Source organism: Roseovarius halotolerans (genome assembly GCF_900172255.1).
Lineage (GTDB): Bacteria > Pseudomonadota > Alphaproteobacteria > Rhodobacterales > Rhodobacteraceae > Roseovarius > Roseovarius halotolerans.
The window spans coordinates 172,121-197,414 of sequence record NZ_FWFU01000004.1; the positions used below are offsets into that span (position 1 = coordinate 172,121).

Here is a 25,294-nt window from a genome sequence, read left to right on the forward strand (position 1 = left end):
GGCACAGGCTGAGGAGCCGATGGCCGCGCAAGGTGAAGCCCCTCGTTCCTTGTGGACGGGGGGTGCTCCATGAAGCGGGCCGTGGTCTTCATCTGGCGGGAAATACCTCGGGGGTTCGGGGGCAGCGCCCCCGATGCGATGGCCCCGATATCCCGCGCACCGTCCGCCTTCATGCGCCGAGCGGTCGCAGCAATTCGCGGCTGATGATGTGGCGCTGGATTTCGCTGGTGCCGTCCCAGATCCGCTCGACCCGCGCATCGCGCCAGAACCGCTCGATGGGCAGATCGTCCATCAGACCCATGCCGCCATGCAGCTGGAGGGTGGCGTCGGTCACGCGGGCCAGCATTTCGCTGGCGTACAGCTTGGCGCTGGCGATCTCGCGGTTGGCGGGCAGGCCCTGGTCAAGCCGCCAGGCGGCAGCCAGGGTGAGAAAATCTGCGGCGTCGATCTCGGTGATCATGTCGGCGACCTGGAAGCCCACGCCCTGGAACTTGCCGATGGGCTGGCCGAACTGGCGCCGTTCGGCGGCCTGCGAGAGCGCGTATTCAAAGCAGCGCCGCGCGCGCCCGACGCTCATGGTGGCGACGGTGATCCGGGTGGCGTAGAGCCACTCGTTCATCACCGCGAAGCCACCATCGACCTCGCCCAGCACCTGCGCGTCGGGCAGGCGGCAATCGTCGAATTCCAGCACCATGTTCTTGTAGCCGCGATGGCTGACCGAGTTGTATCCGTCGCGGATGGTGAAGCCGGGCGTGCCACGATCCACCAGAAATGTCGTGATCCGCTTCTTGGGGCCGCGGTCGGTCATGTCCTCGCCGGTGGCCACGAAGACGATGACGAAATCGGCGTGATCCGCGCCCGAGATGAAATGCTTGGTGCCGTTGAGCACCCAATCCCCGCCGTCGCGCCGGGCGCTGCATTTCATGCTGCGCACATCCGATCCGGCGTCCGGTTCGGTCATCGCCAGCGCGTCCATCCGCTCGCCGCGCACCGCCGGCAGGAGGTAGCGCTCGCGCTGTTCGCCGGTGCAGGCCATGAGGATGTTCTGGGGGCGTCCGAAGAAATGCGTGAGCGCCATCGAGCCGCGCCCGAGTTCGCGCTCGACAAGGGCGAAGTCCAGATGACCCAGCCCCGCGCCGCCGACCTCTTCGGGGAAGTTGCAGGCATAGAAACCAAGGTCCAGCGTCTTGCGCCGGATCTCCTGCGCGAGCTCGGCGGGCACCGCGCCGCTGCGCTCGACCTCGGCCTCGTGGGGATAGATCTCGTTCTCGACGAAGCTGCGCACGGTCGAGACGATCATCTCCTGTTCGTCACTCAATCCGAAATGCATGGGTTCAGTCCTTATCGGCATGAAGCGCCGCCAGTTCCGCGACGCGGCGGGCGACCTGGGGCGCGGGGTCACAGGAGCGGCGGGTTTCGAGGCTGACATGGATCATCAGCTGATCGGAACTGGCCAGCACCGTGCCATCGCCCGCGCGGATCATCTGGTGGGCGCAGCGCAGTTTCTTGCCCGCGCCTTCGGTGACGCGGCTATGGACCTCGACCCGCTCGCCGGCATGGGTTTCAGCGAGGAAACGGATCGTGGATTCAACGGTGAAATAGCTGAGCCCGGAGGCGATGTAATCGGCATCGGCCCCCACATGTGCCATGACCACATCCGCCGCGTCCGAGAATATCTGCCCGTAGCGGCCTTCGTTCATGTGGCCGTTGGCATCGGTCCAGTCCACCGCGATCACCCGCGACTGCGACACCAGCGGATCACCTTCGGCAAGCGGCTGGCGCAGGCTGTCCTGATGCGCGTTGATCAGCCGCCCGGCGGCATTGCCCTGCTGCCGGAGCGCGCGCATCATGGCGATGAGGTTGCCATCGCGCTTGCGCTCGAGTTCGCGGATCGACAGGTGCCCCGACTGCGCGTCGGACTGGCTGGCGATCTTTTCCACCAGTTCGTCGCTCATTTCGGGCACATCCATTAGCTTGGTCCAGGGCCAGGCCAGGGCCGGGCCGAACTGGGCGATGAAATGGCGCATCCCCGCCTCGCCCCCGGCGATGCGGAAGGTCTCGAACAGCCCCATCTGCCCCCATCTGAGGCCAAAGGCATAACGGATCGCGTTGTCGATTTCCTCGGTGGTGGCGATGTCGTCATTCACGAGCCACAGCCCCTCGCGCCAGACGGCTTCCATCAGGCGGTCCGCGATATGGGCGTCGATTTCCTTGCGCACATGCAGGGGATAGAGCCCGACCGAGGTGAGCAGCGCCTTGCAGGTTTCCACAGCACCCGGATCGGTGGCGGGCGACGGGACGACCTCGATGAGTGGCAGAAGGTAGACCGGGTTGAACGGGTGCGTCACCATGATGCGGGACGGATCGGCGGCGCCCTCTTGCAGCTCGGAGGGTTTGAAACCCGAGGTCGAGGAGCCGATCAGCGCGCCCGGATCGGCGGCCTGGATCTCGGCGAAGACGCGGTGCTTGAGGTCCAGCCGTTCGGTCACGCTTTCCTGCACCCAATCCGCGCCGCTGACCGCCTCGGCGATCGAGGCGCAAAAGCTCAGGCTGCCCTCGTCCGGCAGGGCGCAGTCATAGAGCATGGGCAGGGCGCGGCGGGCATTGTCGAGCACTTCGCCGACCTTGCGCTCGGCCTGCGCGTCGGGGTCGAAGACACGCACGTCCCAGCCATTGAGCAAAAAGCGCGCGGCCCAGCCGCCGCCGATGACGCCGCCCCCGATGATCGCTGCGGTTCTTGTCATGTGTTGTCTCCTTCCGGGCGCATCCGAAGTGCGCCTTCGTCATATCCGTTGAATTCCAGTATCTCGCGGGCGGCGGTGATGCGGTCGCCGCCGCCCGAGGCCGCGCGGTCGAGCACCCAGCCGAAGCTGCCATCGGGCGTGCCGATGGCGGCGGTGCGATAGCCCTCATCGACCCAGACCACCCAGAGTTCCAGCGCCCCCGAGGGGCCGGAAAGCCGCCAGCGGTTCGGTCCCAGAACGGTGGCGGGTCGTGTGATGCGCCGGGTTTCACAGGCGCCGCCCGCATCGCAGACCCTGCGCGTGAAGGTGAATGTGTCGGTCTCGCCCGGATGGAAGCCAACCGCGACCAGCCCCGCCATGTCGGGCGTTGGCGGCGTGGCCGCGCGCAGCACCCAGTCGCCCGAGAGCCGCGCATGATCACTGCGCGTCGTGACCGAGAGCGGCTGTCCCGTGTCGCGATACCCCGGCCCGGTGGGCGCGGTGGCACAGGCTGCAAGGAGCAGCAGCGAAAAGAGGCTGACACGCAGTTTCATGGCACCATGCTTTCGGTATGGCCGTCCACCGCCAGCACCTGACCGCTGACGCGGGCGGCGGCGGGAGAGGCGAGGAACAGCGCCATGTCGGCAAGGTCGTCGGCGCTGACCCATGTGCGCAGGCTGGAGCCCTTGACGTAAATCTGGCGCACGTCGTCGGGGGAAAGCCCGCTGGCGGCGGCTTCCATTTCGACGACGCGGTCCATGCGCGCGCCCTCGACTGCGCCGGGGGCGATGGCGTTGACGCGCACGCCTGCGGGGCCAAGCTCCATCGCCAGCGTCTTCATGAGGCCAATGAGCCCCCATTTGGCCGCGACATAGGGGCTGCGATGGGGCACGCCATAGAGGCCGGAGGTGGAACTGGTCAGGAGGATCAGCCCGGCGCCCTGCCCCCGCATCACCCGCGCCGCCCAGCGGCAGGTGAGAAAGGCGCCGTTGAGGTTGACATCGAGGCAGGCGCGCCACGCGTCGAAATCGAGATCCTCGATCCGCCCCGCCGGGCCGCCGGTGCCCGCGTTGGCGCAGACCACGTCGGCGCCGCCCCAATCCTGTTCGACCTTTCCAAGAAAGGCGTCCATCTGTGCGGGATCGGTGACATCGGCCTGGACGGCGATGGCATCCGGCATTTCGGCCCGGGCGGCGGCGACGGCCGATGCATCCGCATCACAGAGCGCAACGCGATCGCCGCGCGCATGAAAGCGGCGCGCAAAGGTCAGGCCGATCCCCGAGGCACCGCCGGTGATGACGACACGCTGTCCCATGATCGCTCAGCCCTTGGGCGCTTGTTTGCGCAGGTTCAGCTTCTGGCGGACTTCGTCGGGGCCGATCACCCGCGCGCCAAGGTTCTCGACGATCCCGGCGGCGCGTTCGACAAGCTGCCAGTTCTCGGCCAGCACGCCCTTGTCGAGCATCAGGTTATCTTCGAGCCCGACGCGCACATTGCCGCCCGCCAGCACGCTGGCGGCCACATAGGGCATCTGGTTGCGCCCCAGGGCGAAGGCCGAAAAGGTCCACTCGGAAGGGATGTTGTTGACCATCGCCATGAAGGTGTTGAGGTCATCGGGCGCGCCCCAGGGCACGCCCATGCAGAGCTGAACCAGGGCGTCGGGTTCAAGGATGCCGTCCTTGACCAGTTGCTTGGCATACCACAGGTGGCCGGTGTCGAAGGCCTCGATCTCGGGTTTCACCCCCAGTTCGGTCATCATGCGGCCCATTGCCTGCAACATCCCCGGCGTATTGGTCATGACGTAATCGGCCTCGGCGAAGTTCATCGTGCCGCAATCGAGGGTGCAGATTTCCGGCAGGCAGTCGGCGACATGGGCGACGCGTTCGCTGGCGCCGGCCATGTCGGTGCCCGCCTCGTCCACCGGCAGCGGTGCGTCGATGCCGCCGAAGGTGATATCGCCGCCCATCCCGGCGGTGAGGTTCAGCACAACATCGGTGTCCGAGTCGCGGATCCGGTCGGTGACTTCGCGAAACAACCCGCGATCACGCGAGGGCGCGCCGGTTTCGGGGTCGCGGACATGGCAATGGACCACGGCGGCCCCGGCCTTGGCGGCGGCGATGGCGCTGTCTGCAATCTGCCGGGGCGAGCGGGGCACATGCGGGCTGCGGTCCTGGGTCGCGCCCGAGCCGGTCACGGCACAGGTGATGAAAACCTCGCGGTTCATGGCAAGCGGCATGGGGTCCTCCTGATCTGCTGCGGGTCATGCGATGGCATGAGTTGCGCGAAGGGTAACCCGCTGGTGGCCGGATCGCATATGCAGTATCAGACAATTATCATGCCTGAATGGACAAAAACCACGGACGCGCCGGTGCGCATCACCTTTCTGCTCTTTGATGAGTTCTCGAACCTGTGCCTGGCGAACTGCCTGGAGCCGTTGCGCGCAGCCAACACGATCACGCGGGCGCGCGCCTTTGACTGGCAGATCGTGACACCATCGGGCGCGCCGGTGCTGTCCTCGAGCGGGATGCAGGTGATGCCCCACGCCGCCCTGCCCGACATGCAGGGCAACGCCGATTACCTGTTCGTGCTGGCCAGCTATTACCACGAGGCGCATGATTCGGGCGCGACGCGGCGGGCGTTGCGGGTGGCGGCGCGCAAGGCGGGCGCGGTCGTGGCGCTGGATGCGGGGCCGTGGCTGCTGGCGGCGGCGGGGCTGCTGGCGGGGCGGCGGGCGACGGTGCATTGGGACCTGCTGGACGCCTTTACCGAGCGGTTCCTCGATGTCGAAGCCGAGCGCGCAAGGGTCTTGCGCGACGGGCCTTGGTGGACCTGTGCGGGGGCGATGTCGGCGCTTGATCTGACGCTGGGGCTGATTGCGGATCACCTGGGGCTGGCGGCGCGGCTGGATGTGGAATCACTGTTCATTCATGGCGATCCGCCGGTGGCGATGCCGCGTGAACGCCAGGCGGTGAGCGATCCGCTGGTGCACCGGGCGCTGAGCCTGATGCGCCAGAACACCGAACGGCCCCTGCCGCAGTCGGTGCTGGCGCGCAGGCTGTCATGCCAGGCGCGCACGCTGGACCGGCGGTTTCGCGCGACCCTGGGCGCGCCGCCCGGTGCGGTCTATCGCCATCTGCGCCTTGCGGCGGCGCGGCGGATGCTGGAAACCACCAGCCTCGGCATCGCGGAAATCGCGCTGCGCAGCGGTTATGACAGCCCCGCCGCGCTGACGCGGGCGGTGCGCCGCCTTTACGGGGCGACGCCGTCGCAACTGCGCGCAAGCGCTTGAGCCGCCCACGGTTTCGGCGCAGAATTGCGCCATGACAGAACCCACGAACGCCCCCCGATTTCGCCTGCGCCTTGTCTTTGCCAGCAACGAGATGCTGGGACCGGGCAAGGCCGAGCTGTTGGAGCGGATCGCCGAGACGGGGTCGATCGCGGCGGCGGGGCGTGGGATGGGCATGAGCTACAAGCGGGCCTGGCAGTTGGTCGAGACGATGAACGCGATGTTCCGCGCTCCGCTGGTCGAAAGCACGCGCGGCGGCGCGCGCGGCGGCGGGGCCGTGGTGACCGAGACCGGGCAAGCGGTTCTGGCAGAGTTCCGGGGTCTCGAGGAGGCCTCGAGAACCGCTGGCGCGGACCATATCGCGCGGCTGACGGGGATGCTGCGCGATATTCCCGATGGAAAATAACGCTTGCCTTGCGGGTGGCACTTTCGATATTCCCGGTGAAACATATCGCTTTGCTGAGGGAACCAGATGAGCCTTACATCCACGCGCCGCGCGATTGCCGCCATACTGGCCGCCGCGCTGCTGCCCGCAACCATTGCGCGGGCCGACAGCGTCACGGTCTTTGCCGCCGCCAGCATGACCAACGCCATGCAGGACGTGGAGGACCGGTTCGAGGCCGCAAGCGGTCATGAGCTTGTGGTGTCACTGGCAGGATCGTCGGCGCTGGCGCGCCAGATCCAGTTGGGCGCCCCGGCGGATGTGTTCATCTCGGCCAATCCGGGATGGATGGATACCCTGGAATCCGAAGGGCTGATCGCGGAGGGCACGCGGTTCGATCTCTTGAACAACGCCATCGTGCTGATCGCGCACGGGTCCGATGCGCCGCAGGTCGATATCGGCCCCGGCATGGACATGGCGGGGTTGCTGGATGGCGGACGGCTGGCGATGGCGATGGTCGATGCGGTGCCTGCCGGGATCTATGGCAAGGCGTCGCTGACATCGCTGGGGCTGTGGGATGGCATCGCCCGCGATGTGGCGCAGGCCGACAATGTGCGCGCCGCGCTGGCGCTGGTGGCGACCGGCGAAGCGCCCTACGGCATCGTCTATGCGACCGATGCGTCGGCCAGCGATAACGTGACGGTCGTGGGCACCTTCCCCGCCGAGAGCCACCCCCCGATTGTCTACCCTGCGGCACGTATTGCGGGACGCGAGAGCGAGGCCGTGGCGACGTTTCTTGAATTCCTGCGCGGTCCCGAAGCGCGCACGGCCTTCGAGCGACAGGGGTTCATCGTGGTGCAGGAGTAACGCGACCGCATGGGATGGCTTGAACCGCAGGAATGGGAGGCCGTGGCGCTGTCGCTGAGGGTCTCGTTCTGGGCAACGCTGGTGGCGTTGCCCTTTGGCGTGTTCATCGCCCATGCGCTGGCACGCTGGCATTTTCCGGGCAAGCAGCTGTTGAACGGGCTGGTGCACCTGCCGCTGATCCTGCCGCCGGTAGTGACGGGCTACCTGTTGCTGTTGACCTTCGGCACCAAGGGGCCGGTGGGCGCGCTGTTGCAGGATTTCGGGATCGTGCTGGCGTTTCGCTGGACCGGCGCGGCGCTGGCGGCGGCGGTTATGGGCTTTCCACTGATGGTGCGCGCGATCCGCCTGTCGATCGAGGCGGTCGATCCGAAGCTGGAACAGGCGGCATCGGTCCTGGGGGCATCGCGGGTATGGGTCTTCGTGACGGTCACGCTGCCACTGATCCTGCCGGGGATCATCGCGGGCAGTATCCTCGGCTTCGCCAAGGCAATGGGCGAGTTCGGCGCGACGATCACCTTCGTTTCAAACATCCCCGGCGAAACCCGCACGGTGCCCACGGCGATCTATGCCTTCTTGCAGGTGCCGGGGGGTGAATCCTCGGCGATGCGGCTGGTTGTGGTCTCGGTCGTGGTGGCGATGGGGGCGCTGATCATGTCGGAATGGCTGGCGCGGCGAGCGGCCAAAAGGGTTTCGGGAACATGACGCTCGCGGTGCGCATCAGACATTCATTCGGGGATTTCATGCTGGATGTGGATTTCGAGGCGCCGCCCGGCTTGACGGTGCTGTTCGGGCGTTCGGGATCGGGCAAGACGACGGTCATCAATGCGGTGGCAGGTCTGCTGAGACCCGATGAGGGGCGTATCGCGGTGGATGGGCAAACCCTGCTGGACAGTGCGGGCCGCGTGGACCTGCCGCCGCATCGCCGGGGTCTGGGATATGTGTTCCAGGAGGCGCGGCTGTTTCCGCATATGAGCGTGCGCCAGAACCTCAAGTTCAGCCGCTGGTTCCGCAAGGGTACGCGCGCCGATTTCGGGCAGGTGGTCGAGATGCTGGGGATCGGCGACCTGTTGGATCGCCGCCCCGGTGCGCTGTCGGGGGGCGAGCGCCAGCGCGTCGCCATCGGGCGCGCATTGCTGGGCGATCCGGGAATCCTGCTGGCCGATGAGCCGCTGGCGGCGCTGGATGATGCGCGCAAGGCCGAGATCCTGCCCTATTTCGAGCGCCTGCGCGACGAGGCGGCGGTACCGATCCTGTATGTCAGCCATTCCGCCGCCGAGGTGGCGCGGCTGGCGACCACGGTGGTTGCACTGGAAAATGGCCGTGTTGCGGGGCAAGGCCCCGCCGCCGACGTTCTGGGCGATCCGATGCTGACGCCGCTGGGTGCGCGGGCCATGGGCGCGGTCCTGTCGGCGCGGGTGGTGGCGCATCACGATGACGGACTGAGCGAGCTCGATGCCGGTGGCGTGCCGCTTTTCGTGCCGCGGGTGGTGCAGTCGGCAGGGCAAACCATACGCCTGCGTATTGCCGCGCAGGAGGTGATGTTGTCGCGCGCAAGGCCCGAGGGCGTGTCGGCACTCAATATCCTTCCCGGCACCATCGAGCAGGTCCGCCCCGGCGAGGGGCCGGGGGCGATCGTGTCGCTGGCGACCCCCGCCGGGCGCATCCTCGCGCGGATCACGCAACGGTCCGCCAAGACGCTTGGGCTGGCCGAGGGAATGCACTGCCACGCCATCATCAAGAGCGTCGCCATCGCGCCGCAGGATATCGGCGGCCAGGACTAGAACCGCGCCCGGGATTCAGGCCGCGTCGGCACGGCGGCTGATATGGCGATAACCCGCCTCGCCATGCCAGAACCCGTTGCTGAAGGACGTGCCCGTGCAGATCGCCGAAAGCCGCGCGCGCCCCTCATCAGGGTCGATACGCCCACCCAGAACCTCGTCGAACACATGCGCCACGGCGACCATATCCACATCCTGCGGCATCAGCCGGGCATGAGTGATGCCAAGCGCGCCCATGCCGCTCAGTTCCTGTAGCAGTTCGATATAGCTTTCGGATTGGGTCTGGATGCCGTTCACGCGCAGGATCGGCTGACCGTCGCCCGTGGACAGGGGCATGCCGTCCGGGTCGTCCTCGCAGATGAACTTGCAGTTGTCCTTTGTCCGGCCATGCGCGCGCGCATGATAACAGCGCGCCGAGACCGCCAGCGGCGCGCGGCCGAACACCTGCACCTCGACCCCGACGCCAAGCGTGGCGGCGGCCTGCGCGGCGACGGCGACCGCGTCGCGGGGCATTTCGGCGGGCAGGCAGACATGGGTCGCCCCCTGCCCCGCCATCCAGTCTATCGTGGCCTCGTTATAGGCATTGAGGAATGGCCCCACGCGATGCGCCCGCCCGCCCCGCGCCAGAAGCCCGGCGGCATTGTTGATCTCGACCTCGTGCTCCTCGATTTCCATCAGCCCGTCGGTGGCCTGACGCTCGCGCTTGAGCATGACCTCGGCCAGCGAGGAGAGCACCACCCGCTTGCCAGCGCGGGTAAGCCGCTCGATCATCCGGGGTATCTCGCGCTCGAAGAAGGGCGCGCGTTTGGAGCAGATCACCTCGCCCAGATAGACCGTCGAAACGGGTGCCTCATCGGCGATGCGCGCGTAGAAATCGGCCCGGCGTTCCGGTGTCCAGTGATAGGCCAGCGGCCCCAGCGTCAGCTCCATCGCTCTATCTCCATTTCTTGGTCTGGAAGGCGCCCTGGGTTTCCTTTTGCCCTTCGGTGAGGGCGACCAGGTCGGCAAGGTCAGGCGTGGCCCCGGCGCGCACGGCATCGACCGCCGCACGAAACGCGCCGACCACCTTGCGCACATAGCTTTTGGAGCGCTGCCGCCCCTCGATCTTGAAGGCATGGACGCCCGCGCCCATCAGGTCGGGCAGGAGCCGCGCCAGGTTGAGGCTGACCGGTTCTTCAAAAGCATAATAGCCCTCGGGTCGGTGCGGCGCGGCATAGCGCCCCTTGCAGATTGTGGGATAGCCCGCGGTCTCGTCGGGGGCGAAACGGTCGATGGTGAAGCCGCCAAGGCAGGAACGCAGCCCGCCATTGGCATCCTCTTCATAGGTGACCTTGCCCGCTGGCGAACAGACCCCGTCCATGTTGGTCGACTCGCCGGTCAGCCAGCTGGTCAGCGAACAGCGCCCTTCGACCATGAGCCCGTGATTGCCGAAGATGAAGGTTTCGATCTCGCAGGGGATTTCCTGCTTGATGGCGCGGATCTCCGGGATCGTCAGGATGCGTGGCAGCACCACCCGCTTGACGCCGAAATGCTGGCAGTAATAGCGGATCGCCTCGGGGCTGGAGGCCGCCGCCTGCACCGAAAGATGCAGCCGCAGGCCGGGGTGCTCGGTGGCGATGTGGCGGGCGACACCCATGTCGGCGACGATGCAGGCATCCACCTGAAGCCGCGCCGCATTGGCCGCCGCCGCGCGCCACAGATCGAACTTGCCCGCAGGCGGATAGGTATTGAGCGCCAGCAGCACCTTGGCGCCACGCGCATGGGCATAGGCGACCGAAGCCTCGAGCTCGGGCAGCGTGAAGTTCAGCCCCGGAAAGTTGCGCGCATTGGTGGCATCCTGAAAGCCGCAATAGACCGTATCGGCCCCGGCATCGACCGCCGTGCGCAGCGCCGCGGGCGTGCCGGCGGGGCAGACCAGCTCGCCCGCCTGCGAGAAGTCGGCCGGGGCGTTCATGGCGCGCTCCTCTGGCGCAGCGCATCGAGCAGCATGCGCCCCGGAGGGCCGAAGAGATCGGCGGTATCCTGGGCGATCGAGCCCTCCACATCGTCGAGCGCGTTGCGCAGGCTGACCACGGCTTCGGTATTCCCGGAGATCACCAGGTCACGCGAAAAGAACGCCGCATCGCCATCGGTCTCGCCATCCACGAGGCTGAGAAGCAGCATGAACGGTCCCTCGATCCGCGCGTCATGGGCCGGGAGCGGATCGCGGGGCACGGCGCGAAACAGCGGCGCCTGCGGATCGGGGCGCAGATGCAGGGCGAACGGGAGTTCGCTGGCGACAATCAGGAAATCGGCCTGCTGATAGGGCGCGATGCGCGCGAACATGCCGGGATGACGCGCCGCGATACGGCGCACCACGCGCTGAAGAACGGGCTGCAGGAGCGCGCGCAGCGGCGCGGTTGGAAGCAAGGCGGAAAACGCCGCGCGCGGGCGCGGTGCCGAGATATCGGTCATGTCGGGGTCTCCGGTCTGTCTGAGAGGCGGTTGCCGGGCCAATGAACGGACCTCATGCGACCGGCGCGGCACTGGCGTGGCGCGGCGGCGTGCATCGGGGCGGTTCCTGGCATGGATCGGTCCTTTCGTCAGCGCGCCGGGGCGCGCCGGGACGACGGGATATCCAGCCCCGTCTATGCAAATTCGTCTAGTGCTGTTAATAGGTATTGTAAATGCCGACTCCAGCCGGATAGCAGCGACCATGCGTCTCACCTCCTTCACCGATTTCGGCCTGCGGATGCTGATGCGGATGGCCAGCGCGCCCGAACGGGCGTTCTCGACCGCCGATCTGGCCGAGGAGTTCGGGCTGTCGCGCCACCACCTGTCCAAGATCATGCAACACATGGCGCGTGCCGGGCTTGTCGAAACGCGGCGGGGTGGCGGCGGCGGCGCGGTCCTGGCGCAGCCCGCACAGACGATCCGGCTGGGCGACATCGTGCGCAAGCTCGAGGTCGGGCAGCCGCTGGTGGAATGCATGGGCGCGGATGGCGGAGCCTGCACCATCGACGGGCAATGCCGCCTCAAGGGACATCTGCATGCCGCCGAAGCGGCCTTTCTGACGGAACTGGACCGGCACAGCCTGGCCGATATCGCCCTGCCCCGCGTGATGGCAAAGCCATAGCGGCGGCGCGCACAGCGCGATCAATATTCGAGGGATCGGGATGGTGTGGTAGCGGAGGAGGGACTTGAACCCCCGACACGCGGATTATGATTCCGCTGCTCTAACCAACTGAGCTACTCCGCCAGAACGAGGCGGTAGGTATGACAGGCGGTGCGTTGCGTCAAGGCGAAAAAACCGGATTCTCGCGGGCGCTCAGCCACCGGGAAGGAGCGGTTCGATCTGGCTGGTGATCCGCGCGGCGCCGGGCTTGACCACCGATCCCCAGGTTCCCGCGACACTGCCATCGGGGGCAAGCAGGATCTTGTTGAAGTTCCATGCCGGTTGGAACCCGGCGGTTTCGGCCACCCAGCGATAGAACGGATGGGCCTGCGCGCCGCGCACATGGGTGATGGTGGTCATCGGCATGTCGAGGTCGAAATTGATCTCGCAGAATTCGGCCACCTCGGCGTCGCTGGCAAGCTCCTGCTTGAAATCCTGCGATGGCACCGCCAGCACCACCAGCCCGCGGTCGCGATAGCGGTCATAAAGCGCCTGAAGCCCGTCATACTGGGGCGTGAAGCCACAGCGCGAGGCGGTATTGACCACCAGCACCGGCTGACCACGCCAATCGGCAAGCGAGAGCGTGCCGCCGTCGATCGACTCGAAGCTCCAATCGGGCGGCGCGGCAAGGGCGGGTGCGGCCAGCAGCGCGACAAGCAGGGCAAGGGCCGCATGGAGGCGGCGAAACAGGGGCGGCATGGGGTTCATCCTTCGCAAGGTTCCAGTGATAAGTAGCACGCGGCGAAGGTGGGTCCAGAGGTGACTTGTATCCGCGCCGGGGCTGACGCATCTTCGGCGCCATGACACAGGACACAGACGAAAACCTCATCGAGGCGCTTGGCGCCATTGTCGGCGCGGCGCAAGTGATCACCGGCAAGGATGCCGAACCCTGGTCGCGCGAGTGGACAGGGCACGCGCGCTGGACGCCGCTGGCGGTTGCCCGCCCCGCCAACACCGAGGAGGTTGCGCAGATCGTGCGGCTGGCCAATCGCAGCGGCACCCCGATCGTGCCGGTTTCGGGCAATACCGGGCTGGTCGAGGGCACCTGTGGCGAGGGCGCGATCATGCTGTCGCTGGACCGGATGTCGGCGATCCGCGAGATCCGCCCGGAGGCGCGCATCGCCATTGTCGAGTCGGGGGCGATCCTGTCGCGCATCCATGATGCGGTCGAAGAGCACGGGTTGATCTTTCCGCTGTTTTTCGGCGCGCGCGGCTCGGCGATGATCGGCGGCGCGCTGTCGACCAATGCGGGCGGGTCCAACGTGCTGCGCTATGGCAGCACGCGGCATCTGTGCCTTGGGGTGGAGGCGGTTTTGCCCAATGGCGAGATCGTCGACCTGATGAGCGAGCTGCACAAGGACAATTCGGGCTATGACCTGCGCGATCTGCTGATCGGGGCCGAGGGCACGCTGGGGATCATCACCGCCGCCGTGATCAAGCTGCATCCGAAGCCGCTGGCCTATGCGACGGCCACGGTGGCGGTCGCGTCGCTGAATGACGGGCTGGCGCTGTTGAACCGTCTGCAAAAGGAAAGCGGCGGCGCGGTCGAGGCGTTCGAATTCATGCCGGGCCTGTTCATGGATGCCTATCTGGAACGGCACCCCGAGGCGCGCCCGCCCTTCGAGGCGCGCCATGACGTGAATATCCTTGTGGAACTGGGCGCGCTGGCGCCGCGCGACGCCACCCCCGGCCCCGACGGGCAGACCCCGGTGGCGGCGCAGCTGGAAGAGGTACTGACGGGGCTCTTCGAGGAGGGCGCCTTGCTGGACGCGGTGGTGGCGCAATCCGAAACACAGCGCCGCGAGATGTGGGCGCGGCGGGAGGCCTCGGCCGAGGTCGCGCGGCTGCGCCCGGATGTGATCGACAACGACGTGGCCGTGCCGCTGGACAAGATGCAGGTCCTGCACGAGCGCATCACCGCGCGGGCGCTTGAGCTGGACCCCGGATTGACGCCGATCTGTGTCGCGCATCTGGGCGATGGTAACCTGCATTTCGCAGGCTGGCCCTCGAGCCAGGACCCGGCGGTTCACAAGGCGATCAAGGCCGCGGTGGATGAAGAAGCGGTGCGCCTTGGCGGCACGTTTTCTGCCGAGCACGGGATCGGGCTGGCCAAGCAACCGGCGATGCGGCGGTTCAAGAACCCCGCTGCGCTGGCGGCGATGCGGGCGATCAAGCAGGCGCTGGACCCCAATGGGATCATGAATCCCGGCAAGGTTCTGCCCGCCGACAACAGCGACTAGATCAGACGCGCCAGTCGAAGAAACCGGGGCCTGCGCGCTCCAGCAGTTTCACGCCCATCTCGCGGCCAAGGGCGGCGCCGTCCTCGACAGGGCCGCTTTGATCGTCGTCCAGCGCCTCGCTGCCATCGGGGCGCAGCACCTGCCCGCGCAGGCGCAGCGTGCCGCCGTCGATCTCGGCCAGACCGGCGATCGGGGTTTCACACGAGCCGTCAAGCGCCGCAAGGAACGCCCGTTCGGCCGCAAGCCGCTGGCCGGTATGGGCATCATGGATCGCCGAGAGCATCTCGGCGGCGCGGGTGTCATCGGCGCGCCGCTCGATGCCGATGGCGCCCTGGGCGACGGCGGGCAGCATTTCCTCGGGGGCGATGGCGGCGGTGGCCACATCGGCGCGCCCGAGCCGGTTGAGCCCGGCCATCGCGAGGAAGGTGCAGGCGGCGACACCGTCATCGAGCTTGCGCAGCCGGGTCTGGACGTTACCGCGGAATTCCACCACCTCGAGATGGGGATAGGCCACCAGCACCTGTGCCCGTCGCCGGAGCGACGAGGTGCCAACCCTGGCGCCCGGCTCGAGATCGGCGAGCCCGCGCACATGGGGCGACACGAAGGCGTCGCGCACGTCCTCGCGCGGAAGATAGGTATCGAGCGACAACCCCTCGGGCTGAAGAACCGGCATGTCCTTCATCGAGTGGATGGCGATGTCGATCTCGCCTTTCAGCAGGGCCTCCTCGATCTCGCGGGTGAAGAGGCCCTTGCCGCCGATCTCCTTGAGGGGGCGGTCGATGATCCGGTCGCCGGTGGTCTTGATCACCACGACCTCGAAGGCCTCCTGCGGCAGATCGAAGGCCGCGGCCAGCCGGTCGCGGGTTTCATGGGCCTGCGCCAGCGCCAGCGGCGAGCCGCGGGTGCCCAGCTTCATCGGGGTATCGGGTGTCGGCAAATCTCGTGTCATGGCGGTGGTCTAGCCATGTCCGAAGGCTCTGACAAGCGCAGGGTGCTTGACATTATGACGCCGGGGGGCGACGACCTGCGCAAACGGAGGATGACATGGCCGCCCAGAAAACAATCCTGAGAGCCCTTGCCGGTGAAACGCTGGAGACACCGCCGATCTGGATGATGCGGCAGGCCGGGCGGTATCTGCCGGAATACCGGGCGACCAGGGAGAAGGCGGGGGATTTCCTTTCGCTGTGTTACAACAGCGAGTTGGCGACCGAAGTCACCTTGCAGCCGATCCGCCGCTATGGCTTTGATGCGGCGATCCTGTTTGCCGATATTCTGCTTGTTCCCCAAGCGCTTGGCGCCGATCTGTGGTTCGTCACGGGGGAAGGGCCGCGCCTTTCGACGATCACGGAACAAGCCGGGTTCGATGCGCTGAAACCGGCGGGCGACATCCACGAGACGCTGTCCCCGATTTACCAGACCGTGCGCAACCTTTCGGGCGCGCTGCCCGCCGACACCACGCTGATCGGATTCGCCGGTGCGCCCTGGACGGTGGCGACCTACATGATCGCCGGGCGCGGCACCCCGGACCAAGGTCCGGCCCATGCCTTGAAGGCTGAAAACAAACCGCTTTTCGACGCGCTGATGGAGCGGCTGACCGAGGCCACGATCGAGTATCTCTCGGCGCAGGTGGCGGCCGGTGCGGAATGCGTCAAGCTGTTCGACAGCTGGGCGGGATCGCTGAAAGGTGAAGATTTCGACAATTACGCGACCGCCCCTGCAAAACGCATCATCAAGGAGCTGAAAGCGCGCCATCCGGGCATTCCGGTCATCGCCTTTCCGCGTCAGGCGGGCGATAAATACATCGGATTCCACGAGGAAACCGGCGCCGACTGCGTGGCGGTGGATGATTCCGTCAGCCCCGAATGGGCCGCAGAGCATATCCAGGTGTCCGGCTGCGTTCAGGGGAATCTCAAGTCAAGTCATATGGTTACGGGTGGCGAGGCGCTGGTGCGCGAGACGAAGCGAATCGTCGAGGCGTTCCGAAACGGGCCGCATATCTTCAACCTTGGCCACGGCATCACGCCCGATGCGGACCCCGAGAACGTGCAGCTGATGATCGACACGGTCCGCGGCGCCTGATCGCGTACAAAACGCACGTTTTGTACGCCGGTTTTGCACAGAAAACCGCGCCGGACGTCCGGGTTGCGTACAGAACCGCAATCGCGGAACGGCGCGCGCATCGCTCGGGCGTTGTTAACCCTTCTGTTCCATCCTGCCCGGATCACCCATGCAGGAGGCACAAGAAAGATGTTCACCGAGCTTCCCATCACCCGGTTTCGCGCGCAGCTGAGGCCCTGGCTGGATCATCAGCTTGCCAGCGGCGACCGGCTGGTGCTGACACGCCACGGCCAGCCGATCGGCGCGCTGGTCAGCATGAAGGATTTCAACGCGCTGGAAGAGGTCGAGCGCAATCGCGAGGAATTTCTGGAGGAACGTCACGCCGAGCGGATGCGCGAGTTCAGGGCGCTGAAGGCAGGACGGTTGTAGCGCGCGCCCCTTGGGGCACGCGCGGATCGCGGCGGGTTTCGCAGGCTCAGTCGAGACCCATGCAGTTGGCGTAATAGGTCACCGTGGCGGGCCAGTCGCTGAAGACGGCGACGACCCCGGCATCCTCGTGCAGCGCGCGCAGGATGTTGAAGTAATCGGCGTCGCTGTCGGTCACATCCGCGACCGAGCGGAAATACCAGCCGCCCCCCGAGGTAAGCGGGCCGGAGCGTTCCAGCGTCCAGGTGATCAGCGAAAGCCCGGCCTCGCGCGCGGCCAGCGCATAGGCGGAGGCGGTGAAATCGCCATCCTCGGGCGTGACCAGCATGTTCATCGAAGGGGCAAGGAAATTGACGCCCTGATCCTTGAGCGCGGCGAAATCCTGTTGCCAGGTTTCGGGATCCTGTTCGTCGAAACCGTCATGCCACTGGACAAGGTAGACCGCCTGCGCGCCGAAATCGGGTTCGTTTTCGATCCAGTAGAGGACATCGTCGAGATTGAAGCTTTGTGCCCAGACATCCGAGGCGGGGATACCGGCGGCCTTGTATTCGTCGATCATCTTCTGGGCGTAGTCGGCCTGGCTGAAGCCGTCATGGGGCATCTCGACCGAGGGGGTCTTGAGCTCGGGCGTGAATTTGGCGCCGAGCGACCCGATCAGTTCGATCGACTCGGCATGGGTCATGAGCGTGCCGCCCTGTGTGGCGTAAAGATCGGTGCGCCAGCCCGCGGTGCCGTTCATGTAATCCGCGACCGTGGTGGCCGATGTGTCGGCGGCGTCCATCTTGCCGGTGAGGCTCTGGAACTGGTCGAGTGTTATCTCGGAGGTGCGGCATTCGGCCTTGGCGGGTGTATCGCCCGAAGCGGGGGCAAAGGGTTGGACGCAGGTATCCGCGAGGTCCGAGGCCAGGATATCGGTGGTGGTGTGCAGATCGTTCTGCGCATGGCGGCAGACCAGTTCGTGATCGGCGGTGAAGGTCACGTCGCATTCCAGGATGCCCGCGCCCATGCGCGCGGCGGCACGGTAGGATTCGGCGGTATGTTCGGGGAACATCATCGCCGCGCCGCGGTGGCCGATCGAGAATTGCGAAACCTTCGGTGTCTGCCCGAGACAGGCGCCGAGCCTGTCCTTGAGCGCACCGTCCTGCATCCGATCAATCAGGTAGGCGGGGCGCGGCCCGTAGGTGAGCTGATCGGCAGCGGTGGCGGCGGAGGCGCTGGCGGCGAGCGCGGCGGCAAGGGCGGTGTTTGTCAGGATACGCATCGATTCCCTCTTGAGCGTGTGTGGGTGATGCGCCGACCTAGACCTGTGCCGTTCAACGGGATTGTGACGTTTGTGCCAATCTTGTGTGAAAGTGCTGCGCCTTGGCGTCGGGCGCAGGCGGCGGCACGGGATCGGGGCCGCCACGGCAGACCCGGTCGCGGCCCTGTTCCTTGGCGCGGTAAAGGGCGGCATCGGCGGCGCGAATGGCCAGCTCGACGCGGCGCGGATCGGTCAGTGAGGCGACCCCGAAACTGGCGGTCACCTGCACCGCGCGCGCGCCGATCCTGAGCGGTGTGTCGCGAATGGTGGTGCGCAGCCGTTCGGCCACGCGCAGCCCGCTGGACATCCCGGTGCGCGGCAGGAGGATGACGAATTCCTCGCCCCCGAACCGCGCCACCAGATCGCCCGCGCGGCAATGGTTCATCAGCCGCTGCGCCACCTGTTGCAGCGCCGCGTCGCCGCCGGGATGGCCGAACCTGTCATTCACCGATTTGAAATGGTCGATATCCGCCACGATCAGGGTCATCGGCCCGCGCGCCATGGCGGCAACGCGCGCATGGAAGCTGTCGCGCGTCTGCGCGCCGGTCAGGGAATCGAAGCTGACCGCTTCGGACAGGCGCTGCGCGAGGCGCTGTGCCTCGGCCATGCGGATGCCGAGGATATAAACCAGCGGCCCGGCCAGCATCGCCGCCACCGCCGCCGCGACCGGCCATGTGCGTATCAGCAGATCGCGCGGTGTCATAACGGCATGCAGCGCCAGCGTGCCCAGCACGATCCCGGCCACCGTGACGGCGGTGAACAGTCGGACATCGTTGCGGGTCTTGAGCAGCAGTCGCATTGGCGCATCCATCGCTTCGGGTGCCGTCACGATGGCGGGCAGGTATTAACAAAGCCTCTGCCCGCGCCCTCGGAGCGCTTAGAATTTGGCGTAAATCTTCACCTTGGCGTGACGGGACGGTCACATCTCTGGCCGCAGGCGGGCCGAGCACCTACCCTTGAGAGGCACAGCAAGGAAAGGGCGCGCCATGTCGAGCGAGCGATTCACCTTCACCGGCCATTCCGGCGAGGCCTTGGCCGCACGGCTGGACATGCCCCAGGGGCCGCATCTGGCGACGGCGGTTCTGGCGCATTGTTTCACCTGCTCCAAGGACAGCCATGCCGCGCGGCGCATCGCAGCGCGGCTGGCGGCGGCGGGCATTGCGGTGCTGCGCTTCGATTTCACCGGCCTCGGACAATCCGAGGGCCGTTTCGCCGAGACGTCCTTTACCTCGAATGTCGATGATCTGGTGCTGGCCGCAGAGGCGCTTGAGGCGCGCGGCATGACGCCGGGGCTGTTGATCGGGCATTCGCTGGGGGGTGCGGCGGTGCTGCGCGCGGCGCGCAAGATCAAGAGCGTCAAGGCGGTCGTCACGCTGGGTGCGCCGTTCGATCCGGGCCATGTGCTGCACAATTTCGGCGACGCGCTGGAACGGATCGAGGCAGCGGGAAGCGCCGAGGTCGACCTCGGGGGGCGGCCGGTGCGCGTGGGCCGCGATTTCGTTCAAAGCGTGCGCAGCGAGGACCTGGCGGGCGATATCGCCGGCCTGGGGCGCGCGCTGCTGGTGCTGCATGCGCCGCGCGACGCCGTGGTCGGGATCGAGAATGCCAGCGAGATATTCAAGGCCGCGAAGCACCCCAAGAGCTTTGTCACGCTGGACGATGCCGATCACCTGATCTCGGGCGCGCGGGACGCCGAATATGCCGCCGGGGTGATCGCCGCCTGGGCAGCGCGCTACCTTGATCTGCGCGCCCCCGCGCCGCCGCCCGGCGCCCCCGAAGGCGTTGTGCGCGTCAGCGAGGCCGACCCGGACGGGTTCCTGCAGGACATCCAGTCAGGCCCGCGCCACCACCTGCTGGCGGACGAGCCCGAGGCCTATGGCGGCACCGGGCAGGGCATGTCGCCCTACGGGTTCCTGTCCGCGGCGCTGGGGGCCTGCACCTCGATGACGATCCGCATGTATGCGCGGCGCAAGGGCTGGCCGCTGGATCATGTGAGTGTCGAAGTGAACCATGACAAGGTGCATGCGCAGGATGCCGGGACCGGGACGGATGAAAAGGCCGACCGTTTCACGCGGGCGGTGCGGCTGGAGGGCGATCTGGACGATGAACAGCGCGCCCGCCTGATGGAGATCGCCGATCGTTGCCCTGTCCACCGCACGCTGGAGCGGCGTTCGGAGATCGTGACACAGGCGGCGGCGGGCTGAGCCCGCGTGAGGGCTGCGGCGACGGGCGGGCAAACCGCGCTTGCCAGAGCGGCCGAATCCGGTTTCAAGGACGCATGAACGCTTGGAAAGGCCCGACATGACCACCTGGATCACCATCTGCGACACCTGCAAACGCGACGATTGGGACGCCGGAACCCACGAGCGCACGCATGGCGAGGACATGGCCGAACTGGTGGAAAAGCACGCTGCGGGGCTCGACGTGAAAACGCGGCGGGTCTCGTGCCTGATGGGCTGCGCTCATGGCTGCAACGTCACCATCCAGGCGCAGGGCAAGCTGTCCTATACGCTGGGCCGTTTCACCCCGGACGACGAATCCGCCGCCGCCATCGTCGGTTATGCCGAGCTGCACCGCGAGAGCGACAACGGCCAGGTGCCGTATCGCCAGTGGCCCGCAGGGGTGAAGGGACATTTCGTGACCCGCCACCCGCCGCTGCCGGACACCGATTCCGGCGCCGGGGGCTGATTCCCATGGGTGGCGCGGCGCGCGATCACGGCGGGGGGCTCGATGCGGCGCTGGCGCGCCACGGAGGCGTGCGCGCGGGCTGGATCGACCTTTCGACCGGGATCAACCCGCTGCCCTACCCCGTGCCACCCCTGCCCGACGATGCCTGGAGCGCGCTGCCCGACAGCGCCGCCAGCGCCGCGCTGGAGCGCGCCGCGCGCAATCATTGGAATGTGCCCGACGGCGCGGCGATCCTGGCGGCACCGGGGGCGTCGGCCCTGATCGCTCGGCTGCCCGCGCTGACCGGAGCAGGAAGGGTGCATATCGCACCGCCCACATATAACGAACATGCCGCCGCCTTCGCGGCGCATGGCTGGGAGGTGGCGGAAACCGCCAAGGCCAGTGAGGTCGCGGCGCGGGTCATCGTCAATCCCAACAATCCGACCGGCGACTGGCATGGCGCGGAGGCGCTGGGCGCGCCTTTGACCGTCATCGACGAGAGTTTTGCGGATATCCGCCCCGAAAGATCGCTGATTGCCCATGCGGACACGCCGGGGGTGATCGTGCTGAAGAGTTTCGGCAAGTTCTGGGGCCTCGCCGGTCTGCGGCTGGGCTTTGCCATCGGCGCGCCGGAGCTGATCGCGCGGCTACGCGAGCTGCTGGGGCCGTGGCCGGTCTCGGGCCCGGCGCTGGCGGTGGGGGAACTGGCGCTGAATGACACGGGCTGGGCGGCGCGCACGCGCAAGCGGCTGGACCGCGACGCGGCGCGGCTTGACGGGTTGATGCAGGGCGCGGGCGCGGAACTGGCGGGGGGCTGCGCGCTGTTCCGGCTTTACCGGGTCGGTGACGCCGCCGGATGGCAGGCGCGGCTGGCGAAACACCATATCTGGAGCCGCTGTTTTCCCTATGCCGCTGACTGGCTGCGCCTTGGCCTGCCCGCGCCCGGCGCATGGGACAGGCTGGAGGCAGCATTATGAGCGGCGCGGCAATCCTGGTGCTGGCGATGCTGCTGGACGCGGCGCTGGGCGAGCCGCGCTGGATCTGGGCGCGCGCGCCGCATCCGGCGGTGGTGATGGGGCAAGCGGTGGCCTGGCTCGAGGCGCGGCTGAACCGTGGCGGCGCACGGCGCCTGAAGGGGATCGCGGCGCTGGTATTGCTGTGCGCGGGCGCGGTGCTGACCGGCACGGTCCTGGGCCTGTTCGGCTGGCCGGTCGAAATGATCGCCGTCGCGGTGCTGCTGGCACAGCGCAGTCTGGTCGATCATCTGCGCGCGGTCAGTGACGGGCTGCGGATGTCGCCGGACGCGGGCAGGCGCGCTGTCGCGATGATCGTGGGGCGCGATACCGCCGCCATGCAGCCCCCCGACGTGGCGCGCGCGGCGATTGAATCGGGTGCCGAGAACCTGAGCGACGGGGTGATCGCCCCGGCCTTCTGGTTTCTGGTGGCGGGGCTGCCGGGACTGTTTCTTTACAAGCTGGTCAACACCGCCGATTCGATGATCGGCTATCGCAATGCGCGTTACGAGCGCTTTGGCTGGGCGGCGGCACGGCTGGATGATGTGCTCAACGTGATCCCGGCGCGGCTGACGGCGGGGTTGATCGCGCTGACGCATGGATTGCGCGGCTGGAAGGCGATCGCGGCGGATGCACGGCTGCACCGTTCGCCCAATGCGGGCTGGCCCGAAGCGGCGATGGCGCGCGCGCTGGGCGTGGCGCTGTCGGGGCCGCGATCCTATGACGGGGCGATGCGGTATTTTCCCTATGTGAACGGATTCGGACAAAAGGCGATCGGCCCGAATGAGGTCGAGGCCGCCTGCACCGCATTGTGGCGCGCATGGGGCGCGGCACTGGCCCTGTGCATCGTGCTGGCGCTGCTGCTCTAGCCCAGCAGAAGCCAGAGCGCCACGAGTGCCAGCGCGATCCCGAAGCCCGTGTTGATGCGCCGCGCCTGACGGTCGATGCGAAAGGCCGCGGCAAGGCGCGCGCCCGCCACCGTCCAGAGGGTAAAGGCCATCAGGTTGTTGAGCGTGAAGAATGTCGTGATCCAGAGCACCGCACCCGCGCCCGAGAGCCCGCCGCCCTGCGGCGCGGTCGGCAGGAACTGCGAGAACATCAGCGCGATGATCATGTAGGCCTTGGGATTGAGCAACAGCAGAAGCGCACCACCCAGCGCCCCGAGCGGGCGCGCGCCCTGCCCCGCGCCACCCGCCCCGGCACGAAGAAAGCCGAAGGCCAGCCACAGCAGCCACGCCGCCCCGGCCCAGCGCAGGAGGCTCATCACCGAGGGGAGCCTTTCGAGCCCGGTGGCGAAGCCGAACCCGATCAACAGCGTCACCCCCCAGGTGGCGATGTGATACCCGGCGCTGGCGGGCAGCGTGCGCCAGAGGCCGAAGCGCGCCCCATTGGCGGCGAACACCATGTTGCCGGGGCCGGGGCTGTAGGCGAGCGGGAAAAGGAACAGCAATAGCGCGGCGGTCCAGTCGATCATGGGGTGGCTCCGGGTGGGGTTGCATGGGCAAGATGCCTTGGCGCGTGCGCACAGGCGACCCGGATCATGCGGTTTCGCCGGGCGCGGGGATGGCCTAGGCTGTGCGCGAATGGATGACGTGAGGACGAACCATATGCGCCTGATTGCCCGCCTTGCCGCCCCATGCCTGACCGGCATGGTCCTTGCCGCGCTTGCTCCCCTGCCTGCCAAGGCGCAGCAATGCGGCGGCGGATTTCAGCAGTTCGTTGCGGCGCTGGCAGATGAAGCGGTGGCGCGCGGCCATGACAGGCAGGCGGTGAACGGCTTTCTTGCCGGGGTGCGCAAGGATCAGTCGGTGCTGAATGCGGACCGGCGACAGGGGGTCTTCCAGATGCCCTTCGTGGATTTCGCCCGCCGCCTCATCAGCGCGAATCGCCTGAACCGGGGGCAGGAGCTGTCACGGCGTCATGACGCGGTGTTCGACCGGATCGAGCGGGAATACGGGATCGACAGGGGTGTCCTGCTGGCGTTCTGGGCGTTCGAGACGGATTACGGCGCGGTGCAGGGTGATTTCAACACCCGCGACGCTCTGGTGACGCTGGCGCATGACTGCCGCCGCCCGCATCTGTTCCGCCCGCAGATCTTTGCCGCGATGACGCTTTACGAGCGCGGCGATTTCAGCCCGCAACGCACCAAGGGCGCATGGGCGGGCGAGATCGGCATGGTGCAGATGCTGCCGGAGGATATCCTGGAACATGGCACCGATGGCGATGGCGACGGGCATGTGGACCTCAAGGGATCGCCGCAGGATGCGCTGCTGTCGGGGGCCTCGATGCTGGCCGGGCTGGGCTGGCGGGCGCATGAGCCCTGGTTGCAGGAGGTCACATTGCCCGAGGGCATGGACTGGGCCGAGACCGGGCTGCGCACGAAGAAGCCGGCGCGCGACTGGCAGGCGATGGGCGTGCGCCCGCGCCACGGCGAGATCGCGGGCGATCTGCCGGCCAGTATCCTGGTGCCGCAGGGGCGCGGCGGGCCGGCCTTTCTGGCCTATCCCAATTTCCGGGTCTATTTCGAGTGGAACCAGAGCTTTGTCTATGTGCTGACCGCCGCCTATTTCGCCAACCGCCTGGAAGGCGCGCCGGTTTTCGATGCGGGGCAGCCCGAACCGGGCCTGTCGGGCGAGGAGATGAAGGCGCTGCAACGCAAGCTGGCGGCGCGGGGTCACGATGTGGGCGGGATCGACGGAATCCTTGGCGCGGGCACGCGCGAGGCGGTGCAGGAGGTCCAGCAGGAACTGGGCCTGCCCGCCGATGCATGGCCGACGCGGGCGCTGCTGGATCGGCTGTAGGGGCGCGCCGTCAGTCGGCGACGCGCGCCAGCAGTTCCTGCGCGCGTTCGGGGCCGAACTTGTCGGCCAGCACCTGCGCGCGGGGCACCCATTTGTAGCGCGTGTCGTCGCGCAGATGCGCCCAGAACAGCCGACCGCCCTTGCGCCACGGGTCCAGAACGATGCCCTTCTGCATCGGGTCGCCCTTGGCGCTGATGATGGCGGTGCTGTGTTCGAGGCGGATATTGTGGGCATTGGCGACGGCGCGGTGCATCTGCAGCGTCTCGAAGCGCTCCCGCTTGAGGCGGGCCTCCATGTCCATCGCCCAGTGCCAGCAAAGCCCGCGCGGTTTAACCCCCATGTTCACCTTGGTGTTGTGCACGAGCGGGCGGTCGGTGATCTGGTATTCCTGCGACAGCTCATAGGGGTATTCATAGGCGATCCGGGCGGCGCGCTGCGCCTCTTCGGGGTCCACATCCGGCCCGAGCGAGCGAATCTCATGTGCGAGTTCGGCGACCTCCTGATCGGTCGGCAGGACCGGGCCATAGGGGCCGGACGAACAGGCTGCGAGGGTCAGAATGGCGAGAAGCGACAGGAGACGTAAGCAGATCTGCATGAAC

General features: G+C 67.3%; 28 protein-coding genes and 1 tRNA gene. 14 read left to right on the top strand and 15 right to left on the bottom strand.

Translation table 11 applies throughout. The features are described from left to right. Positions 1-169: 169 nt before the first annotated feature. From ROH8110_RS15615 to bcoG, 5 genes are read right to left on the bottom strand one after another with little or no spacing between them, the layout of a single operon-like run. Positions 170-1,330, bottom strand: coding sequence for an acyl-CoA dehydrogenase family protein (locus ROH8110_RS15615; RefSeq protein ID WP_085818690.1), 1,161 nt, complete (start codon positions 1,328-1,330; stop codon positions 170-172). A 4-nt stretch (positions 1,331-1,334) separates the two neighbouring features. Then, on the bottom strand, positions 1,335-2,744 hold the full coding sequence (locus ROH8110_RS15620; RefSeq protein WP_085818691.1) for a carnitine 3-dehydrogenase: 1,410 nt from the start codon (positions 2,742-2,744) through the stop codon (positions 1,335-1,337). After that, the gene (locus ROH8110_RS15625; RefSeq protein WP_121143720.1) at positions 2,741-3,277 is read right to left on the bottom strand and encodes a lipocalin family protein; all 537 of its coding nucleotides are present in this window, start codon (positions 3,275-3,277) and stop codon (positions 2,741-2,743) included. The genes ROH8110_RS15620 and ROH8110_RS15625 overlap by 4 nt, the downstream gene beginning before the upstream one ends. Beyond that, positions 3,274-4,038, bottom strand: coding sequence for an SDR family oxidoreductase (locus ROH8110_RS15630; RefSeq protein ID WP_085818692.1), 765 nt, complete (start codon positions 4,036-4,038; stop codon positions 3,274-3,276). Before ROH8110_RS15630 ends, ROH8110_RS15625 begins: the two co-directional genes overlap by 4 nt. Positions 4,039-4,044: 6 nt before the next feature. Further along, entirely contained in the window at positions 4,045-4,959 is a 915-nt protein-coding gene (gene bcoG / locus ROH8110_RS15635; RefSeq protein ID WP_085818693.1) for a 3-dehydrocarnitine:acetyl-CoA trimethylamine transferase BcoG, read from the bottom strand. A gap of 99 nt (positions 4,960-5,058) precedes the next feature. Between bcoG and ROH8110_RS15640 the strand changes: the two genes are divergently transcribed. From ROH8110_RS15640 to modC, 5 genes are all read left to right on the top strand, one after another. Next, complete coding sequence (locus ROH8110_RS15640; protein WP_085819047.1) at positions 5,059-6,012, top strand: GlxA family transcriptional regulator; 954 nt, start codon at positions 5,059-5,061, stop codon at positions 6,010-6,012. 31 nt (positions 6,013-6,043) lie between these two features. Next, the gene (locus ROH8110_RS15645) at positions 6,044-6,415 is read left to right on the top strand and encodes a winged helix-turn-helix domain-containing protein (protein ID WP_085818694.1); all 372 of its coding nucleotides are present in this window, start codon (positions 6,044-6,046) and stop codon (positions 6,413-6,415) included. Between the two features lie 66 nt (positions 6,416-6,481). Next, positions 6,482-7,258 carry a molybdate ABC transporter substrate-binding protein gene (modA, locus tag ROH8110_RS15650; protein ID WP_085818695.1) on the top strand — a complete coding sequence of 259 codons (777 nt, stop codon included), beginning with the start codon at positions 6,482-6,484 and terminating at the stop codon, positions 7,256-7,258. Between the two features lie 9 nt (positions 7,259-7,267). After that, the gene (gene modB, locus ROH8110_RS15655; RefSeq protein ID WP_085818696.1) at positions 7,268-7,960 is read left to right on the top strand and encodes a molybdate ABC transporter permease subunit; all 693 of its coding nucleotides are present in this window, start codon (positions 7,268-7,270) and stop codon (positions 7,958-7,960) included. After that, positions 7,957-9,039, top strand: coding sequence for a molybdenum ABC transporter ATP-binding protein (modC, locus tag ROH8110_RS15660; protein ID WP_085818697.1), 1,083 nt, complete (start codon positions 7,957-7,959; stop codon positions 9,037-9,039). Before modB ends, modC begins: the two co-directional genes overlap by 4 nt. A gap of 15 nt (positions 9,040-9,054) precedes the next feature. Here modC and ubiV read toward each other — a convergent pair whose 3' ends face one another. The 3 genes from ubiV to ubiT are packed head-to-tail and all read right to left on the bottom strand — an operon-like array spanning position 9,055 to position 11,490. After that, a complete protein-coding gene (gene ubiV / locus ROH8110_RS15665; RefSeq protein WP_085818698.1) occupies positions 9,055-9,966 on the bottom strand; it encodes a ubiquinone anaerobic biosynthesis protein UbiV in 912 nt (303 codons plus the stop codon). Positions 9,967-9,970: 4 nt separating this feature from the next. Beyond that, entirely contained in the window at positions 9,971-10,990 is a 1,020-nt protein-coding gene (gene ubiU / locus ROH8110_RS15670) for a ubiquinone anaerobic biosynthesis protein UbiU (protein WP_085818699.1), read from the bottom strand. Beyond that, positions 10,987-11,490, bottom strand: a complete 504-nt coding sequence (gene ubiT / locus ROH8110_RS15675; protein WP_085818700.1) for a ubiquinone anaerobic biosynthesis accessory factor UbiT — start codon at positions 11,488-11,490, stop codon at positions 10,987-10,989. The genes ubiU and ubiT overlap by 4 nt, the downstream gene beginning before the upstream one ends. 241 nt (positions 11,491-11,731) lie before the next feature. On the opposite strand from ubiT, the gene ROH8110_RS15680 reads away from it, so the two are divergent. Beyond that, a complete protein-coding gene (locus ROH8110_RS15680) occupies positions 11,732-12,151 on the top strand; it encodes an Rrf2 family transcriptional regulator (RefSeq protein ID WP_085818701.1) in 420 nt (139 codons plus the stop codon). Positions 12,152-12,197: 46 nt separating this feature from the next. Here ROH8110_RS15680 and ROH8110_RS15685 read toward each other — a convergent pair. Then, a tRNA-Met gene (locus ROH8110_RS15685) sits at positions 12,198-12,274 on the bottom strand. Between the two features lie 69 nt (positions 12,275-12,343). After that, on the bottom strand, positions 12,344-12,889 hold the full coding sequence (locus tag ROH8110_RS15690; RefSeq protein WP_370738119.1) for a glutathione peroxidase: 546 nt from the start codon (positions 12,887-12,889) through the stop codon (positions 12,344-12,346). Between the two features lie 101 nt (positions 12,890-12,990). On the opposite strand from ROH8110_RS15690, the gene ROH8110_RS15695 reads away from it, so the two are divergent. After that, the gene (locus ROH8110_RS15695) at positions 12,991-14,430 is read left to right on the top strand and encodes an FAD-binding oxidoreductase (RefSeq protein ID WP_085818703.1); all 1,440 of its coding nucleotides are present in this window, start codon (positions 12,991-12,993) and stop codon (positions 14,428-14,430) included. A 1-nt stretch (position 14,431) separates the two neighbouring features. Here the strand turns inward: ROH8110_RS15695 and hemC are convergent, their stop codons facing one another. Continuing rightward, complete coding sequence (hemC, locus tag ROH8110_RS15700) at positions 14,432-15,379, bottom strand: hydroxymethylbilane synthase (RefSeq protein WP_085818704.1); 948 nt, start codon at positions 15,377-15,379, stop codon at positions 14,432-14,434. A gap of 95 nt (positions 15,380-15,474) precedes the next feature. On the opposite strand from hemC, the gene hemE reads away from it, so the two are divergent. Further along, positions 15,475-16,509: a uroporphyrinogen decarboxylase gene (gene hemE / locus ROH8110_RS15705; RefSeq protein ID WP_085818705.1), complete on the top strand. Its 1,035-nt coding sequence runs from the start codon at positions 15,475-15,477 to the stop codon at positions 16,507-16,509. A 168-nt stretch (positions 16,510-16,677) separates the two neighbouring features. After that, positions 16,678-16,917 carry a type II toxin-antitoxin system Phd/YefM family antitoxin gene (locus ROH8110_RS15710; RefSeq protein WP_085818706.1) on the top strand — a complete coding sequence of 80 codons (240 nt, stop codon included), beginning with the start codon at positions 16,678-16,680 and terminating at the stop codon, positions 16,915-16,917. 46 nt (positions 16,918-16,963) lie between these two features. Here the strand turns inward: ROH8110_RS15710 and ROH8110_RS15715 are convergent, their stop codons facing one another. Next, entirely contained in the window at positions 16,964-18,175 is a 1,212-nt protein-coding gene (locus ROH8110_RS15715) for a glycerophosphodiester phosphodiesterase family protein (protein ID WP_085818707.1), read from the bottom strand. Positions 18,176-18,227: 52 nt separating this feature from the next. Next, entirely contained in the window at positions 18,228-19,013 is a 786-nt protein-coding gene (locus ROH8110_RS15720) for a GGDEF domain-containing protein (protein ID WP_170156526.1), read from the bottom strand. Between the two features lie 187 nt (positions 19,014-19,200). Between ROH8110_RS15720 and ROH8110_RS15725 the strand changes: the two genes are divergently transcribed. The 4 genes from ROH8110_RS15725 (at position 19,201) to cbiB (ending at position 22,763) form a co-directional block, all read left to right on the top strand. Continuing rightward, the gene (locus ROH8110_RS15725; protein ID WP_085818709.1) at positions 19,201-20,418 is read left to right on the top strand and encodes a bifunctional alpha/beta hydrolase/OsmC family protein; all 1,218 of its coding nucleotides are present in this window, start codon (positions 19,201-19,203) and stop codon (positions 20,416-20,418) included. A gap of 97 nt (positions 20,419-20,515) precedes the next feature. After that, positions 20,516-20,902, top strand: coding sequence for a DUF1636 family protein (locus tag ROH8110_RS15730; RefSeq protein WP_085818710.1), 387 nt, complete (start codon positions 20,516-20,518; stop codon positions 20,900-20,902). Positions 20,903-20,907: 5 nt separating this feature from the next. Continuing rightward, complete coding sequence (gene cobD, locus ROH8110_RS15735; protein ID WP_085818711.1) at positions 20,908-21,858, top strand: threonine-phosphate decarboxylase CobD; 951 nt, start codon at positions 20,908-20,910, stop codon at positions 21,856-21,858. Next, positions 21,855-22,763, top strand: a complete 909-nt coding sequence (cbiB, locus tag ROH8110_RS15740; protein WP_085818712.1) for an adenosylcobinamide-phosphate synthase CbiB — start codon at positions 21,855-21,857, stop codon at positions 22,761-22,763. The genes cobD and cbiB overlap by 4 nt, the downstream gene beginning before the upstream one ends. Here the strand turns inward: cbiB and ROH8110_RS15745 are convergent. After that, the gene (locus ROH8110_RS15745; RefSeq protein ID WP_085818713.1) at positions 22,760-23,368 is read right to left on the bottom strand and encodes a LysE family translocator; all 609 of its coding nucleotides are present in this window, start codon (positions 23,366-23,368) and stop codon (positions 22,760-22,762) included. The two genes, cbiB and ROH8110_RS15745, sit on opposite strands and share 4 nt — an antisense overlap. A 133-nt stretch (positions 23,369-23,501) precedes the next feature. On the opposite strand from ROH8110_RS15745, the gene ROH8110_RS15750 reads away from it, so the two are divergent. Next, entirely contained in the window at positions 23,502-24,695 is a 1,194-nt protein-coding gene (locus tag ROH8110_RS15750; protein WP_085819048.1) for a lytic murein transglycosylase, read from the top strand. Between the two features lie 10 nt (positions 24,696-24,705). Here ROH8110_RS15750 and ROH8110_RS15755 read toward each other — a convergent pair whose 3' ends face one another. Further along, positions 24,706-25,290: a hypothetical protein gene (locus tag ROH8110_RS15755; protein WP_085818714.1), complete on the bottom strand. Its 585-nt coding sequence runs from the start codon at positions 25,288-25,290 to the stop codon at positions 24,706-24,708. Between the last annotated feature and the right edge of the window lie 4 nt (positions 25,291-25,294).

What these genes read in the sequence shown, in the direction of transcription:
- ROH8110_RS15615 (WP_085818690.1), bottom strand. Translation starts at nt 1,330, where the DNA reads ATGCATTTCGGATTGAGTGACGAACAGGAGATGATCGTCTCGACCGTG.
- ROH8110_RS15620 (WP_085818691.1), bottom strand. Translation starts at nt 2,744, where the DNA reads ATGACAAGAACCGCAGCGATCATCGGGGGCGGCGTCATCGGCGGCGGC.
- ROH8110_RS15625 (WP_121143720.1), bottom strand. Translation starts at nt 3,277, where the DNA reads ATGAAACTGCGTGTCAGCCTCTTTTCGCTGCTGCTCCTTGCAGCCTGT.
- ROH8110_RS15630 (WP_085818692.1), bottom strand. Translation starts at nt 4,038, where the DNA reads ATGGGACAGCGTGTCGTCATCACCGGCGGTGCCTCGGGGATCGGCCTG.
- bcoG (WP_085818693.1), bottom strand. Translation starts at nt 4,959, where the DNA reads ATGCCGCTTGCCATGAACCGCGAGGTTTTCATCACCTGTGCCGTGACC.
- ROH8110_RS15640 (WP_085819047.1), top strand. Translation starts at nt 5,059, where the DNA reads ATGCCTGAATGGACAAAAACCACGGACGCGCCGGTGCGCATCACCTTT.
- ROH8110_RS15645 (WP_085818694.1), top strand. Translation starts at nt 6,044, where the DNA reads ATGACAGAACCCACGAACGCCCCCCGATTTCGCCTGCGCCTTGTCTTT.
- modA (WP_085818695.1), top strand. Translation starts at nt 6,482, where the DNA reads ATGAGCCTTACATCCACGCGCCGCGCGATTGCCGCCATACTGGCCGCC.
- modB (WP_085818696.1), top strand. Translation starts at nt 7,268, where the DNA reads ATGGGATGGCTTGAACCGCAGGAATGGGAGGCCGTGGCGCTGTCGCTG.
- modC (WP_085818697.1), top strand. Translation starts at nt 7,957, where the DNA reads ATGACGCTCGCGGTGCGCATCAGACATTCATTCGGGGATTTCATGCTG.
- ubiV (WP_085818698.1), bottom strand. Translation starts at nt 9,966, where the DNA reads ATGGAGCTGACGCTGGGGCCGCTGGCCTATCACTGGACACCGGAACGC.
- ubiU (WP_085818699.1), bottom strand. Translation starts at nt 10,990, where the DNA reads ATGAACGCCCCGGCCGACTTCTCGCAGGCGGGCGAGCTGGTCTGCCCC.
- ubiT (WP_085818700.1), bottom strand. Translation starts at nt 11,490, where the DNA reads ATGACCGATATCTCGGCACCGCGCCCGCGCGCGGCGTTTTCCGCCTTG.
- ROH8110_RS15680 (WP_085818701.1), top strand. Translation starts at nt 11,732, where the DNA reads ATGCGTCTCACCTCCTTCACCGATTTCGGCCTGCGGATGCTGATGCGG.
- ROH8110_RS15690 (WP_370738119.1), bottom strand. Translation starts at nt 12,889, where the DNA reads ATGCCGCCCCTGTTTCGCCGCCTCCATGCGGCCCTTGCCCTGCTTGTC.
- ROH8110_RS15695 (WP_085818703.1), top strand. Translation starts at nt 12,991, where the DNA reads ATGACACAGGACACAGACGAAAACCTCATCGAGGCGCTTGGCGCCATT.
- hemC (WP_085818704.1), bottom strand. Translation starts at nt 15,379, where the DNA reads ATGACACGAGATTTGCCGACACCCGATACCCCGATGAAGCTGGGCACC.
- hemE (WP_085818705.1), top strand. Translation starts at nt 15,475, where the DNA reads ATGGCCGCCCAGAAAACAATCCTGAGAGCCCTTGCCGGTGAAACGCTG.
- ROH8110_RS15710 (WP_085818706.1), top strand. Translation starts at nt 16,678, where the DNA reads ATGTTCACCGAGCTTCCCATCACCCGGTTTCGCGCGCAGCTGAGGCCC.
- ROH8110_RS15715 (WP_085818707.1), bottom strand. Translation starts at nt 18,175, where the DNA reads ATGCGTATCCTGACAAACACCGCCCTTGCCGCCGCGCTCGCCGCCAGC.
- ROH8110_RS15720 (WP_170156526.1), bottom strand. Translation starts at nt 19,013, where the DNA reads ATGCGACTGCTGCTCAAGACCCGCAACGATGTCCGACTGTTCACCGCC.
- ROH8110_RS15725 (WP_085818709.1), top strand. Translation starts at nt 19,201, where the DNA reads ATGTCGAGCGAGCGATTCACCTTCACCGGCCATTCCGGCGAGGCCTTG.
- ROH8110_RS15730 (WP_085818710.1), top strand. Translation starts at nt 20,516, where the DNA reads ATGACCACCTGGATCACCATCTGCGACACCTGCAAACGCGACGATTGG.
- cobD (WP_085818711.1), top strand. Translation starts at nt 20,908, where the DNA reads ATGGGTGGCGCGGCGCGCGATCACGGCGGGGGGCTCGATGCGGCGCTG.
- cbiB (WP_085818712.1), top strand. Translation starts at nt 21,855, where the DNA reads ATGAGCGGCGCGGCAATCCTGGTGCTGGCGATGCTGCTGGACGCGGCG.
- ROH8110_RS15745 (WP_085818713.1), bottom strand. Translation starts at nt 23,368, where the DNA reads ATGATCGACTGGACCGCCGCGCTATTGCTGTTCCTTTTCCCGCTCGCC.
- ROH8110_RS15750 (WP_085819048.1), top strand. Translation starts at nt 23,502, where the DNA reads ATGCGCCTGATTGCCCGCCTTGCCGCCCCATGCCTGACCGGCATGGTC.
- ROH8110_RS15755 (WP_085818714.1), bottom strand. Translation starts at nt 25,290, where the DNA reads ATGCAGATCTGCTTACGTCTCCTGTCGCTTCTCGCCATTCTGACCCTC.